The sequence below is a fragment of the Chryseobacterium edaphi genome (assembly GCF_025628985.1).
GTDB lineage: Bacteria > Bacteroidota > Bacteroidia > Flavobacteriales > Weeksellaceae > Chryseobacterium > Chryseobacterium edaphi.
This window is the reverse complement of sequence record NZ_JAOTEM010000001.1, coordinates 937,909-952,619: the sequence shown is the minus strand read 5'-3', so window position 1 is coordinate 952,619 and position 14,711 is coordinate 937,909. Positions and strand designations below refer to the sequence as shown.

Below are 14,711 nucleotides of genomic sequence, written 5' to 3'. Positions count from 1 at the left end.
TGAAATCCTTTTTTATTTAAAATTCATTGATGGTCACATAAAACTGTGCCGAATTTAAACTTGCAGTACTTGAAGAAATATTGGTGAGATTAATTACTACATTATTTGTCGAACTTAATCTTGGGTTTGATATTGCAAAGGTAGTTCCTAAAAAATCACCTGCAGGAGTTACAATAATGGTAGCTTTTGTACTTGATGGCTCAAATCCTGAAGGAATCGGAATATTAAGAGTAGTTGTTGCTCCAACTCCTAAGTTCGATATGGATACTGATGGATATTGATTAAAACTAATCTGATTTTTATGTACACTCCCCTTCTCTCCTAATTTATATTGTCCGTTTACATCAATTTTCACATTTGTATTTGGAGTACTTGTACCGATCCCTACATTAGCACTTGAATCACCCAAAACAATAGCATTTGCCTGATTAGTAGTCGCACCGTATCCTATTGCGGTAGCATTTTGAGCTCCTGCGTTGCTTCCAGAGCCTAAAGCAGTAGAATTATAAGCATTTGTTTGAGAATTATAGCCCAAAGCAATAGAATTTTGTCCCAATCCTTTACTTCCTGATCCTAAAGCTGTGGAGTTTTGATTGCTTGTTTGTGCATTAAAACCTAAAGCCGTTTCACTATTTGAAGTTGTTTTTGCATTATAGCCCATCGCGAGAGATTGATAGCCTGCTGCAGCAGAATTATAACCTATTGCAGATGCATCCTGAGCTGCAGAACTTCCCGTACCAAACTGTACAGAATTATTTACTCCTAAACGTCCTGCAATAATATTATTTACTTTGAAAACCAAATCATCATAAGTAGTAGTACCAAATGACATCGTCGTATTTGATCCTGCATAAGATCCTGCATTTCCACCAGTTGTCCAGCCTGTACCGGAGCTTCCGCCAGATGTTGAATTTCCTGGTGAGATATAATTCCATTGACCGGTATTCCAGTAATAAAACCCTGTAGGACTCAGACCTCCTGTTCCGTTATTCCAGATCAATAATCCGGTTGCGGGTGAAGGTATTGTAGTAGCATCACTTATGGATGTTAATGCAATGCTTGTAAGTAATAATCCTTTTTTCGGATCGTTCAGTTGGAGAATTGCAGAGCTATGAGGTGTAGCTGTACCTATCCCTACTTGTGCCTGTATTTTATTAATAGAAAACACAGAAAGAAGGGAGATTAGTAATAAATTATTATTCATCTCTTAATTACACTTGTTTCGATGCAAAGATATACATAATATTTATATGAATATGACAATTGACAGGAAAATCGTTATACTTTTATAAATTTTTTATTAATCTTAAAAAAAATTTATCATAGAGATTCAATTATTTCAATTTCTAAATTAAATTTTAAATATTATGAAAACTTTAACAACCTTTTTTTTCTTTAGGAATACTTCTTGTTTATTCTAAAACATATAACACTTAAATACTATATTATTATGGACAATCAAGATTACAACAAAGCAGAAAGAGCAGTAGATAATACTGAAGATTCTTTAAGAAGTACAGCAAATGATGCGAAGTGGAAAGTGAGTGATTTGGCAGACAAAGCCAGAGATTATATCAAAGAAAAACGTGATAATGATCAGGAAGCTACGCAGGAAGACTGGCTAGACAGAGTGAAAGCAAATGCTTCAGATACTTGGGAAGACATTAAAGACGGAGCAAGTGAAGCATGGGAGAAAACAAAAGATGCTGCTGAAGATGTGAAAGCAGAATGGAACAAGAAAACGAATTAGAAATTCAGTCTTTTAAATATATTCAAAGAAAATGGAGTCTTTTTACAAAGGCTCCGTTTTTTATTATGTGCTAAACACAAATTATTCCTACATTTGTAGATATTAAACATTAAAAAATTATGTCATACGGTTTACTTAAAGGGAAGAAAGGAATTATTTTTGGAGCCCTTAATGAACAATCTATCGCATGGAAAGTTGCTGAGAGATGCCATGAAGAAGGCGCTGAATTTATATTATCAAACGCTCCTATCGCTCTGAGAATGGGAGAATTGAACGGATTAGCAGAAAAAACTGGTTCTGAAGTAATAGGTGCAGATGCAACTTCTACTGAAGATCTTGATAAACTTTTTGATGCTGCCATTGCAAAATTCGGTAAGATAGATTTTATCCTTCACTCAATAGGAATGTCCGTAAATGTAAGAAAAGGGAAACATTATACCGATATGAATTACGATTGGACGGAAAAAGGTTGGGATATCTCAGCAGTTTCTTTTCATAAAGTAATGAAAACGGCTTGGGCAAAAGACTGTATGAATGAGTGGGGAAGCATTTTGGCTCTAACTTATATTGCTGCACAAAGAACGTTCCCTGATTACAACGATATGTCTGACAATAAAGCATACTTAGAAAGTATTGCAAGAACTTTCGGATATTACTGGGGTGACAGAAAAGTACGTGTAAACACGGTTTCTCAGTCTCCAACGGTTACTACTGCAGGAAGCGGAGTAAAAGGTTTCGGAGGCTTCTTAGGATATGCTGAAGATATGTCGCCGCTAGGAAATGCATCAGCTCTTGAGTGTGCAGACTATTGTGTAACTTTGTTCTCAGATCTTACGAAGAAAGTGACAATGCAGAATTTATTCCATGACGGAGGATTCAGCAACACAGGAGTTACTCAGAAAGTAATTGAAAAATATGATTTTTAAGAGATAATATTCTCTAATCAAAATAATTAAAGCCGAAGTATTTTTTACTTTGGCTTTTTTGTTTTAAATTTTTAAAGCTAAAATCAAATCGGCGGCACCTTTGGTGCCGCCGATTCTTAATAATAAAAATGTTAATATGAAGTGCTATAAAATTACAGTTTGTATAGAATGAGCAGGTGCAGATAACTTTGCCGACATTCCTTCGATCCAGAGATTGGTATCGATATCATTGTCTGAATCATTCATGATTACCGTTACCAATTGTCCGTTTTCATTCATGAAAGTTGTAGAGGTTAAAGCTGCTCTATTGGATGAGGTTCCGATTCTCTGAGCATTTGGTTTAATGTATTTGGAAACGTGTCCCACATAATAAAATTCATAAGTATAATGAACTTCGCCAGTTCTTGTATCTGCAATAATTGGTGCAAAACAGAAATTTCCAACATGGTTGGGACCGCCGGTTTCATCAAGAAGAACGTTCCAATCCGTCCACAAAGCTGTTCCTTTGTTAAAATCGTTAATCATATTTCTTCCATACAATTCACCTAAACTTACATCGTAAATTTTAGTAAGATCAAATTGCTCTTTACAGCCTTCGGTAAATGCTAAAAATTTATCCGGAAAAGCTCTTTGAGTTTCCAATAAATTATCGAAAAGCTGCGTTTTGTTATTCCATGTTTCGTACCAGTGATAACCAATTCCTGAAGCAAATTTTGAAGTTTCCGGATCGCTTAACGTTGTTGTGGCTCTTTGATAAATCAAATCACGGTTATGATCCCAAATCATGACTTTTTTATCTTTAAAACCGTTTTTCCAAAGAGTCGGACCTAAATTTTTTCTAAGGAACTCCCCTTCTTCTTCCGCTGTATAGATACAAGATTCCCAGGTTTGTGTGGCCATTGGTTCGTTCTGAATGGTCAACCCCCAAATATTAATCCCTCTTTTTTCGTATTCTTTGATGAATTTTACATAATAATCTGCCCAGGTTTGATAATATTGATTTTCAAGCCTTCCACCTTTCAAAAGATTTTTGTTTGATTTCATCCAAGCCGGTGGACTCCAAGGAGAAAAGTAAAAAGTAAAATCTTTTCCGATCGCCTTTTGAGCTTCCTTAATTAATGGAATTTTATACTTTTCATCATGTGCAACATCGAAAGATTTCAATGAATTATCATTTTCCTTCACATATGTATACGAATCACTTGAAAAATCACACGAATTCATATTAGTACGAACAACCGTGTATCCCAAACCGTTTTTCCCATAATAAGCCTCAATAATTTCTTTCTGCTTATTCTTTGGAAGTTTATAAAAAGTTTCGGCGGAAGCATCTGTAATGGCTCCACCAATTCCGATAAGTTTTTGATATTTAAAATCCGGATCAACAAAAATACACGCATCAGTTTCCTTCGGCTGAGCCATTTTTTCAAATTTCACCACTCCTTTATCCACCATTTTTTCGTTGGTTTTAGAGTTTGTTAAAATTACTTTTGCTGTTTTTCCTGCATTTTTTTTCCAGTAGTTTTGCGCGCTTGCATTAAAAAAAGCTCCCACTACAAAACAACTTACTACTAGTTTCTTCATTATTTCTTCTTTCTATTATATATAATTAACCACCCCGTCAAAAATTCTATCGAATTTTCGCCACCCCTCTAAAAGAGGGGAATTTTAATACTAATCATTTTTATAAACTCTTACATAATCAATGTAATATTTCTGAGGAAAAATGGTATCATCAATTCCTTCTTTTCCGCCCCAAAAACCACCGACAGCTAAATTTAAGATGATAAAATATGGCTGATCAAAAGGCCAAGCTTCATAGGTTTTTTCTTTATTTTCATAAGTGAAAAATTTCTGATCATCAATATATACATCAATTTTTTCAGGTGTCCAGTCTGCTTTATAGATATGGAATTTTTCACTTGCATCTTTCACAATTAGCGTATCAGTTTTCTGAGTTCCGATAATGTGATTGTACTTTTTCGTATGAACCGATGAGTGAATATAACCTTGATTAAAACCAACATGTTCCATGATATCCAACTCGCCATCTTCCGGCCATTCTTTCATATTCTCGCTCATCATCCAGATTGCAGGCCAGGTTCCACGACCTTTTGGAAGTTTCGCACGAACTTCAATTGTTCCATATTGAAAAGAGAATTTTCCTTTCGTTAAAAGTCTTGCAGACGTATATTTATTTTTTTCCCAGTTTTCTTTTTTGGCTTCAATGACAAGATTTCCGTTTTCAACTCTTGCATTTTCCAAACGGTTTTTGGTGTAGAACTGAGCTTCATTGTTTCCGTAACCGTCACCGCCGACATCGTAATTCCATTTGGAAGAATCTGGTAATCCTTTTCCGTTAAATTCGTCATTCCAAATTAAATTTCTCTTAGAATCTGGTTTATTTGATGCGAAATTTAATGATGAAAAAACCAAAGTTCCTCCGATTAAAATGGTGATGATATGTTGGAATTTTATATTCAATTTCTAAGTATATTTTTTAATGCAGCTGTTTTTTTAGCGCAAAGTTTTAACTGTAAACTATTTTATTTAAGGAGCAAAGATTGAATCAATAAATTGATTTTATGAAGCTAGCTAGATTAGCGACTTTGTCGCAATTCTTTGCTCCTTAAATCTGCAGTTTCAGTATTAAATCTTTGCGTTTAAAAAATCTTCATCTAATTTCATTTTTTTTTATATTAAAAGCATCTCTACAAAAACTATTTAGATTCTTTCAGAATGACAAACACGAAGTTTATATAGTTTTTCTAAAAAAACGTTCACTCTTTACCACCAAAAGCGGGTTTTATCCCGCTCTTAGTAATTAAACTAATATTTTGACCAATTAATTCTTTTTGTCTGAACATTTTGAGAATCGGTTCCGACCATGATTTCGAATTCTCCTGCTTCCCAGTCAAAATTTAACTGATCGTCATAAAATTTTAAATCCTGGGGAGTCAGTTTGAAATTTACAATCTTACTTTCTCCTTTTTTAATCATTATTTTCTGAAAACCTTTCAGCTCTTTTACAGGTCTTACGACTTTTCCGACCAAATCTCGGATGTACAATTGCACCACTTCTTCCCCATCATAATTTCCGGTGTTGGAAACATTTACACTCACATCTAATGTTTGATTTCCTTTAAGATTTTTTGAACTTAAATTCATATCAGAATATTTAAATTGAGTATAGCTTAAACCAAAACCAAACGGAAATTTCGGATCATTGTCTAGATCAATGTACGCTGAAACGTAATTTCTGTCGGTATTATTTTTTGCAGGTCTTCCCGTGTTGTAATGATTGTAATAAATCGGAACCTGACCAACTGTTCTTGGGAAACTCATTGGTAATTTTCCTCCCGGATTTACTGTTCCGAAAAGAACGTCTGCAATAGAATTTCCTGCTTCCGTTCCCAGCCACCAAGTGTAAACGATGGTCGGAATATTGTCTGCAGCCCAGTCAAAAACCAAAGGCCTTCCTGCGTTGATCATTAAGACAATCGGTTTTCCGGTTTTCACAATTTCTTTTAATAAATCTTCCTGAACTCCTGTGAAATGTAGGTTACTTCTACTTTTCGCCTCACCGCTCATTGCTGAACCTTCGCCTAAAGTCATGATCACAACATCTGCTTTTTTTGCAGTTTCCACTGCTTCAGCAAACATCGATTTATCCTGATCATCAACGTTGGCGCCTTTTGCGTACAATAACGTTGAGCTTTTATCTAATTGATTTTTGATCCCGTCAAACTGAGTGATGATTCTTTGATTATCATCTTTAAATGCAACCGACCAGAAACCGTGATTGGCAGAAGTTTCTTTCCCGAAAGGTCCGATCAATGCAATCGTTTTCGTAGATTTTGAAAGCGGAAGAATATTCTTTTGATTCTTCAATAAAACAATACTTTTTGAACCAAATTCTCTTCCGAATTTTCTGTTTTCCTGATTGTTTAATTGTTCCTTCTGTCTTTTTTCGTCGCTGAATCTGTAAGGATCATCGAATAATCCCATCTCAAATTTTTTAACTAAAATTCTTCGTGCAGCATCATCAATTAATTTAGGATCAACTTTTCCTTCTTTCACCAAATTTGGAAGTTCAGCCATGTAAGCACGGCTTTCCATATCCATATCGCTTCCTGCATTAATCGCTTTTTCAGCAGCTTCTTTATTGTCTTTTGCATAACCGTGAGGAACCATTTCGCCAATACTTCCCCAGTCTGAAACTACAAAACCTTTATAGTTCCATTTGCCTTTTAATAAATCTCTTAAAATATATTGGTTTGCCGTTGCCGGAATTCCGTTGATATCATTAAAAGAATTCATAAAAGTAGCAACTCCAGCTTCTGCAGCAGCTTTGAAAGGAGGAAGATATGTTTCATTCAGTTGTCTTAAACTCATATCGACAGAATTGTAATCTCTTCCGCCAACTCCGGCTCCGTACGCTGCAAAATGTTTTGCACAAGCCATGATTGCATCCAAATTTCCCAGACCTTTTCCCTGAAAACCTTTGATTCTTGCTAAACCAATTAAAGTTCCCAAGTAAGTATCTTCACCTGAACCTTCCATTACTCTCCCCCATCTCGGATCTCTCGCAACGTCAACCATTGGAGCAAACGTCCAGTGAATTCCGTAAGCAGAGGCTTCTGTTGCGGCAATTCTTTCAGATTTCTCAATTAAGCCTAAATCCCAGCTTGCAGCCTGACCAAGATTGACAGGAAAAGTTGTTCTGTAACCATGAATTACGTCCTGACCGAACAATAATGGAATTTTTAATCTTGATTCTAATGCCAGTTTCTGGAAAGCGCGGGTTTCTTCTGCTCCCGCTACATTCAACATTGAACCTACTTTTCCTTTTTTAATTTCATCTAAAACACTTGCAGAATTGGAATTTTGAGGACCTGTTGCATATTCAAAACCGCTGTATTGAACAAGCTGTCCTATTTTTTCTTCTAAGGTCATTTTAAACAACAGTTCAGAAACTCTCTGATCAATTGTTTTTTGTCCGAATGCATTAATTCCGAATGCTGTAAATGCTAATATGAAATAAAGTCTCTTCATTATAATTTAATTTTGCTTTAAATTTTAACACAAAGAACGCAAAGATTTTTTTGAAAAATGATGCCGTTGATTTTTAAGTTCGCAAAGGCGTTACACTCAGAAAAGAACACAAAGTTTTTCAATCAATACAATTAATAATTCTTTATTTAAAATATATATGTTGCGGTAGAAATTCCCGGAATGCTTACAGAAGCTGTTTTTTGGTTATACTTTATATTAAATGTTTTATCAGTAGAATTACTGTTCTGAACAATTAAAACAGTTTTCCCTGCTGGTGTTTTGAAAGCAACTGTTGATAGATTATCACTTTGTGTAGAAGCTATTCTCTGAGAATTTACAGGAACAAATTTTGAAGCATGAGCAATGATATAGTATGCAACATTTTTATCGTATGCAGCACTTCCCGTTACGGTAACTGCACCTTTACATTGTGTACAACCGCCTGTTGTGTGAGGCCCGAAAGCTGCGTCATTTGCTACATTCCATTCCAATGCGGTTTTACTCCAGTTTCTCATAGATCCGATCACAACATTTTTCACATGCCAATCCAAATCTCCTGAAAAACTTCCTGTAGAGCTCGTCCATTGTTCTGTAAAATAGACGTTTTTGTTTGGAAATAAATTATGAACAGTACTTAACGCCGAAATATCTCCTGCATATAAATGGAAAGCCGATCCGTCTACAAAAGGATTTGCTGCAGTATCATTTAAAACCGTCAAAGGATAAGAAGGATCATCACAGTTGTGATCGTAAGCAATAATTTTAGTAGTAAGATTTGCAGCCTGAAAAGCGGGACCTAAATTATTCTTGATAAAAGTTGTCTGATCTGCAGCCGTCATGTACATACTTGGATTATTTCCGGGATGTAAAGGTTCATTCTGAGGCGTTATCGCATCAATTTTAATTCCTTGCGCCTGCATTGCCTTAATGTATTTAACAAAATACTGTGCGTAAGCGCTGTAATATTGTGTTTTCAGACTTCCTCCGATGCTGTTTCCGTTATCTTTCATCCAAACAGGAGCCGTCCAAGGTGTTGCTAAAATTTTAATATTCGGATTAATAATCAAAATATCTTTTAGCATCTGAACCAAAGCAGCATCTTTCGTAAGACTGAATTGTGAAAGTGTAGCATCCGTCTGTCCAGAAGGCATATCGTTGTATGTGAAAACTTCACTATTTAAATCTGATGCACCAATACTGATTCTCAAATAATTTACAGCAATTCCTGAAGCTCCGAAAAGATCATTTAATAATTCCTGTTTTTTGGCTGCAGAAAGTTGATTGATTACCTGAACACTTCCGCCTGTCAATGTGTAACCAAAACCATCAACGGTCTGAAAAACCTGTGAAGCGTCAATATCGATAATTGTCCCCGTAGCTGAAGTTCCTGAAAAATAAGCTGTATTTTGTTTTTGAAGTTTAATAGACTGATCGCCTTTGGTAAGCCAAACTTCTACAGGATCACCTATCGCACCTCCACCACCATTACCTGGATTTTCGCTGCCTACAGGATCTGTAGTTGTACTGCTACAATTCAAAAAAGAAAGAAGTGCTACACCGCAAAGTGCAGCACCTCTTAAAAAGAAACTATATGAATTTTGTAATTTCATTTTAAAATTTTAGGTGAAAATTATTGCATTCTTCGAACTTCAACATTGTCGATAGTCAACCCGCTGACTTTTTTCCCTCCACACTTGATTGCTAAATAGACAGTTCCTGTTGCTGTTGCTGTGTAAACTCCTCCATTTTTACTTCCGCAACCGACTGATGAGACTTTTCCACCAAATTTAGATTTACCACATCCATCCCAAGTATTGATGTTCCTATAAACTGTTCCGCTAATATCCTGACCTGCAGTCGGTAAATTGTTTAGAATATAAACCTCAAACCAAGTATCTTCCAATGCCGTCTCTGATGAAGCAATTAAATCAACTGAATATTGTTTTCCTGCTTCAACATTTATTGCAGTGTAAATAGCCTGTTGATTACTATCACTGGCTAAAATCGTTGCTTTTTTATTTGCAAAAACCCATTGTGCTTTTGTTGGGCTGATTGTATGGATTGTCCATTTTGCAATTTCAGTAGCGGTATCGAATCTTCCACCCTGAACTATATTTCCAGCAATAGCATCTGAAGTAGGAACTACTACCGTTTGACTTGCAGTACCACCAACTTGACCACCAATACCAACAGCATTATGCTCAAGAATGTATGTTCCTGCATCCGGAAGGAAAAGATCCATTTCATTTTTTCCATTCACAAAGCCTGCTCCATCGATATTCCATTGAGAATTAATGAAATTATTGTATGTTCTTTTTAAGTGATATCTATTCTCGGCTGTTTTTGTTACAGTAAATGAAGCATCTACAGAAGGTTGATTAAGCTCACTTCCATCATTATCTACAGTATCCGGAGAGCAGCTTCCAAGGAAAAAAATTGCAGAGCTCAGTAAGATACCTTTATTAATATATTTAGTTATCATGTTTAAATTGTATTTAAATTAATATCCAGGGTTTTGTTTTAGTGCTGTGTTTGTCAATTCATTAAAAGGAATTGGAAGGATTTCGTTTTTACCTGCAGTAAATCCTCTTGCTCCTAATTTTGCAGGTGCATCACCCCATCTTACCAAATCAAACCATCTGTGTCCTTCACCTGCCAATTCTCTTCTTCTCTCATCTTTAATAGCTTGCATAGAAACCGTAACTGAAGGAAGCCCAACTCTTGATCTTACAGCATCCAATAAAGCCTGAGCTCTTGTACCTGAACCGCCCAAAGCTTCTGCTTCCATCAAATAGGTATCTGCCAATCTGATTGCAATATAATTTTGACGGAAATTAAGTTCTGTAGCACCCGGTAAAGCTGATGTATCCGTAGTTCTAGGCAAAAATTTGTTAAGGAAATAACCTGTGTCTTTAAATCCTGGAGAATAAGAAATTTTGTTCTCAGTTTTAAATTTTTTAGCATTAAAGATAGTCGCATTCAAACGAGGATCTCCCTGCATAAAATTAAACAAATCATCTGTTATAGGATTGAATCCCCATCCTGAATATATACTTGGAGCATCATTATTTGGAGTATTTGTATTACGCCCATAAGAAATAATTCCCAACATTACATTAATAGAATTTCCTTCATCTTTTCCTGATCCCCAAAATGACCAATCTGAGTTTCCGATGTTGGTATGCATAACTTCTAATATAGATTCTGTAGTGAATTTATTATCTATTATCCAAAGATCTGCAAAATTGTTTACTAATTTATATCCATATTGGCTTGTTCCGCCCGGAGTTCCGTTCACGGCAGCAAGTTCTGTAGCTGCTAAAGCATTTTTTTTATCATATAGATAAATCTTTCCTAATATTGCTCTTGCAGTTCCCTGAGTGATTCGTCCTTTCTCATTTGCACCCGATGCAGTCATCATAAGATCAGGTAATGAGGCTACAATATCATTCTCAATTTGAGTATAAACATCTGTTGGATTTGCCTGCGGAATATTATAGTAATCGTCATTAGATTTTATCGGTTTTAAAATCAACGGTATATTTTTGAAAGTTCTTAATAATTCAAAATAATACAGTGATCTTAAAACTTTTGCTTCTGCGATGAATCTTTTTCTAGTTTGATCATTCATCGTAGCATTCGGAATTCTTTCAAGTAAAAGATTTGCTCTCGCAATTCCTTGATAATAATCTCTCCAATAACTTGCAGGCATAATAATTGGGTTTATTGTATAATTAGAAAACCCCTGAATTCCTGCTCCATCAGTAGAACTTCCGCCGCCTGAAAAGAAATCATCAGATGCAGCATTATAGAAAGTCACATTATTTTCAAAACCTCCAGAATATTTTCTCAGAAGATCGTATGTAGAAACTAATCCGCTAAATGCTTGTTCTTCATTTTTATAATAATTTTCAGTATCAAATGTACCGGTATTTACCACATCTTCTAGATTGCTGTTATTACAAGAAGTCGCTCCGAAACCAATTCCTGCAAGCATTAAAACGGCAACACTTTTATATATAAATTTATTATTTTTCATTTTTTTTAAATTTAAAATTGAACATTAGCGCCAAAAAGGAAAGTTCGTGCTTGTGGATAATAAGCCCTGTCTATACCGAATGTATCACCACCAGCGATTTCAGGATCATAACCTGTATATTTAGTGAAAGTAAGTACATTTTCTCCAGTAATATAGAATCTTACTTTGCTTGATCCGATTGCTTCTGAAACGTTTTTAGGAAGTGTGTAACCAATCTGAACTAATTTTAAACGCAGATAATCACCTTTTTGCAAATAATGATCAGACATTCTAGTATAATTTTGGTTAGGATCATCCATAGAAACTCTCGCATCTGTATAAGAAGTTCCTTCACCTGTCCAACGATCCAAAACAGCCGTTTGATAGTTTGCATTCTGAATGTCAAGCCTTCTTAAACCTTGGAAAATTTTATTTCCAGCCTGACCTTGAGCAAATACCATCAAATCAAAATTCTTATAATTCATATTTAAAGTAAAACCAAATGTATATTTAGGAACAGAATTACCTAAATAAACATAATCAGCTTCGTTGATTAAACCATCTCCATTTACATCAGTTCTGATGAAATCTCCAGGTTTTGCATTTGGCTGAATCAATCCGCCGCTAGAATTTCTGTAGGCATCGATTTCAGCCTGATTTTGGAAAACACCAGCATTTTGGAAACCAAAGAAAGATCCATAAGAATATCCAACCTGTAATCTTGAAACTGTTCCCATAGATTGGAATGAAGCAAAGTTTTCAAAAACTTTATTATCTTCTAATTTTGTCACTTCATTTTTCAGAAAAGCAAAATTTCCATTCGCTGAAATTCCAAAATCTCCCCAATTCTTTTTATATCCTAAGCTTACTTCAACACCATCATTATTCATATTTCCAATATTTCTCCAAGGATTATTGGTAACTCCTACATAGCCAGGAATATTTACCTGTCTCAAAATATCCTTCGTCTTTTTTCTGTAAACATCGACAGACAAATCAAAATTCTTGAATATTTTAAGGTCTGCGGCAACGTTAAACTGAGAAGTTGTTTCCCATTTCAAATCCGGGTTTTCCAATGTACTTGGTGCATAACCAATATGAATGCTGTTATCTCCGAAAGAATAATTGTTTCCAGGTGTAAGAAAAGCAGCAAACTGAAAATCATTAATTGCATCATTTCCTAAAACTCCATATCCTCCTCTTAATTTTAAGCTGTTTACAACATTGTTTTCAGGCCAAAAGTTTTCATTTGATACATTCCATCCCAAAGACATTGCCGGGAAAGTTCCCCAATGATGAGCTCTTGCAAATTTCGAAGAACCGTCTCTACGCATAGTTCCTGTAAAGAGATATTTGTTTTCGTAATCATAAACTATTCTACCAAAGTAGGATGTTTTATGAGTTTCCTTCCCATCCCATGCTGCTGTACTTCTGTCTTTTTGAGGAATTTCGAAGTTGAAAGACGCATCTTCCCAGTTTTCTGTAGGAAGATTCTGATAGGTTGTATTTTGTCCTGAAGAAATATTGTATTCATAATATCCTTGTCCCAATAAAACATTTAAGCTATGACCACCAAATTTCTTCTGATAAGTAAGCGTATTTTCTGTACTCCATTCAAACTTTTTTTCGTTTTGTCTGAACAAACTATTGAAAGTATCATTTTTATAAGATGGACTCAAATAAAATCTCGGTGTAAATCCTTGATTTCCCCAATATGAAAGCTTTCCGTTTACGCTTGATTTAAATGTAAAGTTTTTATTAAATTTTATTTCAGCAAATATGTTAGCGATCATATCGTCTGACCAGTTATATCTTCCTAGTTGAGTTTGTTTAAACGCAAGAGGATTAGACATTTCTTTATTTACCCAATGAGAAATTCCATAAGGATTTCCATTACCATCTCTTATTATGAATGGGTTATTATAGTCACTTGAAAAAGGTTCTTGAGAAATATCGCTTACCGTAACCGGCGTTGTGGGATCAAGGTTAATTGCAGAACTTAAAGGTCCTCCGAATTCACCGTTTGCATTGATTCCTGTTGATTTTGTATGAGTATAAGCAAAAGTTTGCCCTATTGTCAACCATTCTAAAACTCTGTGAGTAGAGTTTATTCTTGCATTGAGTCTTTTGTAATTTGAAATATCTCTCATTACAATACCCTCCTGCTCAAAATATCCGAAAGATGAATAAAAAGTAGATTTATCGCTTCCTCCACTGATACTAAAGTCATGAGAAGAACGTTGTGCAGTATTGAAAATAACATCTTGCCAATCTGTACCTTTTCCTAAGGATGAAACGTTAGAAAATATGGGAGTTCTTCCGTCATTTACATTGGCTTCATTCATTATGGTTGCATACTGTGTTGCATTTAATAAATCAAGCTTTCTTGCTGCACTACCAACTCCCATCGAACCATTGTAGCTCATATTCAGTCTACCTTTGGTGCCTTTTTTTGTAGTAACCAAGATTACTCCTTTCGCAGCAGAGACACCATAAATAGCGGCAGAAGCACCATCTTTAAGAACTTCAATTCCTTCAATGTCAGTTTGGTTTAGCCACGCAATATTGTCTACAACAATTCCGTCAACTACCCATAGAGGATCATTACTTCCCGCACCAAAACTGGTAATCCCACGTACTCTCACAGTTGGTGCAGCTCCTGGTTGTCCGGAATTAGAGATTACTGAAATTCCTGCTGCTCTACCTTGTAGAACCTGTTCCGGTCTTCCAGCAGGAATATCTTCCAAGTCTGAAGCTTTTAGACTCGATATTGCTCCCGTCACATTACTCTTCTTTTGAGTACCGTAACCAATCATTACTACTTCTTCAATTTTCTGTTCTTTTTGAATTGTGTCTGTGGTCGTGTTTTGGGCTTGAAAATTTGCAGTAAAATACAGTACGGCAATCGCCCCCAAACTTCTTGATATTTTTACATTCATATACAGTTAGTTTTTTAATTCTC

At 35.4% G+C, this 14,711-nt stretch carries 10 protein-coding genes; 2 read left to right on the top strand and 8 right to left on the bottom strand.

Going from position 1 to position 14,711, the window contains the following annotated elements:
• Nucleotides 1-16 precede the first annotated feature (16 nt).
• On the bottom strand, nt 17-1,204 hold the full coding sequence (locus NZ698_RS04430; RefSeq protein WP_263001880.1) for a phage tail-like protein: 1,188 nt from the start codon (nt 1,202-1,204) through the stop codon (nt 17-19).
• Nucleotides 1,205-1,450: 246 nt separating this feature from the next.
• Between NZ698_RS04430 and NZ698_RS04425 the strand changes: the two genes are divergently transcribed.
• A complete protein-coding gene (locus NZ698_RS04425; RefSeq protein WP_263001879.1) occupies nt 1,451-1,750 on the top strand; it encodes a hypothetical protein in 300 nt (99 codons plus the stop codon).
• Nucleotides 1,751-1,869: 119 nt separating this feature from the next.
• Nucleotides 1,870-2,676, top strand: a complete 807-nt coding sequence (locus NZ698_RS04420; protein WP_263001878.1) for an enoyl-ACP reductase FabI — start codon at nt 1,870-1,872, stop codon at nt 2,674-2,676.
• A 144-nt stretch (nt 2,677-2,820) separates the two neighbouring features.
• On the opposite strand, the gene NZ698_RS04415 is transcribed toward NZ698_RS04420, so the two are convergent.
• The 7 genes from NZ698_RS04415 to NZ698_RS04385 all read right to left on the bottom strand — a co-directional run bounded on the left by NZ698_RS04415 (nt 2,821) and on the right by NZ698_RS04385 (nt 14,688).
• Complete coding sequence (locus NZ698_RS04415) at nt 2,821-4,260, bottom strand: glycoside hydrolase family 30 protein (protein ID WP_263001877.1); 1,440 nt, start codon at nt 4,258-4,260, stop codon at nt 2,821-2,823.
• A 90-nt stretch (nt 4,261-4,350) separates the two neighbouring features.
• Nucleotides 4,351-5,160 (bottom strand): glycoside hydrolase family 16 protein, encoded by an 810-nt coding sequence (locus NZ698_RS04410; protein ID WP_263001876.1) that lies wholly within the window; start codon nt 5,158-5,160, stop codon nt 4,351-4,353.
• 345 nt (nt 5,161-5,505) lie between these two features.
• Nucleotides 5,506-7,731 (bottom strand): beta-glucosidase BglX, encoded by a 2,226-nt coding sequence (gene bglX, locus NZ698_RS04405; protein ID WP_263001875.1) that lies wholly within the window; start codon nt 7,729-7,731, stop codon nt 5,506-5,508.
• A gap of 146 nt (nt 7,732-7,877) precedes the next feature.
• Nucleotides 7,878-9,341, bottom strand: coding sequence for a glycoside hydrolase family 30 protein (locus NZ698_RS04400; RefSeq protein ID WP_263001874.1), 1,464 nt, complete (start codon nt 9,339-9,341; stop codon nt 7,878-7,880).
• Nucleotides 9,342-9,361: 20 nt separating this feature from the next.
• Nucleotides 9,362-10,213, bottom strand: coding sequence for a hypothetical protein (locus NZ698_RS04395; protein ID WP_263001873.1), 852 nt, complete (start codon nt 10,211-10,213; stop codon nt 9,362-9,364).
• Nucleotides 10,214-10,231: 18 nt separating this feature from the next.
• Entirely contained in the window at nt 10,232-11,770 is a 1,539-nt protein-coding gene (locus NZ698_RS04390) for a RagB/SusD family nutrient uptake outer membrane protein (RefSeq protein WP_263001872.1), read from the bottom strand.
• A gap of 11 nt (nt 11,771-11,781) precedes the next feature.
• Nucleotides 11,782-14,688, bottom strand: a complete 2,907-nt coding sequence (locus tag NZ698_RS04385; RefSeq protein ID WP_263001871.1) for a SusC/RagA family TonB-linked outer membrane protein — start codon at nt 14,686-14,688, stop codon at nt 11,782-11,784.
• Nucleotides 14,689-14,711: the final 23 nt, after the last annotated feature.

Coding starts and splice junctions, on each gene's coding strand:
- NZ698_RS04385 (WP_263001871.1), bottom strand. CDS start 14,688: ATGAATGTAAAAATATCAAGAAGTTTGGGGGCGATTGCCGTACTGTAT.
- NZ698_RS04420 (WP_263001878.1), top strand. CDS start 1,870: ATGTCATACGGTTTACTTAAAGGGAAGAAAGGAATTATTTTTGGAGCC.
- NZ698_RS04390 (WP_263001872.1), bottom strand. CDS start 11,770: ATGAAAAATAATAAATTTATATATAAAAGTGTTGCCGTTTTAATGCTT.
- NZ698_RS04415 (WP_263001877.1), bottom strand. CDS start 4,260: ATGAAGAAACTAGTAGTAAGTTGTTTTGTAGTGGGAGCTTTTTTTAAT.
- NZ698_RS04395 (WP_263001873.1), bottom strand. CDS start 10,213: ATGATAACTAAATATATTAATAAAGGTATCTTACTGAGCTCTGCAATT.
- NZ698_RS04430 (WP_263001880.1), bottom strand. CDS start 1,204: ATGAATAATAATTTATTACTAATCTCCCTTCTTTCTGTGTTTTCTATT.
- NZ698_RS04400 (WP_263001874.1), bottom strand. CDS start 9,341: ATGAAATTACAAAATTCATATAGTTTCTTTTTAAGAGGTGCTGCACTT.
- bglX (WP_263001875.1), bottom strand. CDS start 7,731: ATGAAGAGACTTTATTTCATATTAGCATTTACAGCATTCGGAATTAAT.
- NZ698_RS04425 (WP_263001879.1), top strand. CDS start 1,451: ATGGACAATCAAGATTACAACAAAGCAGAAAGAGCAGTAGATAATACT.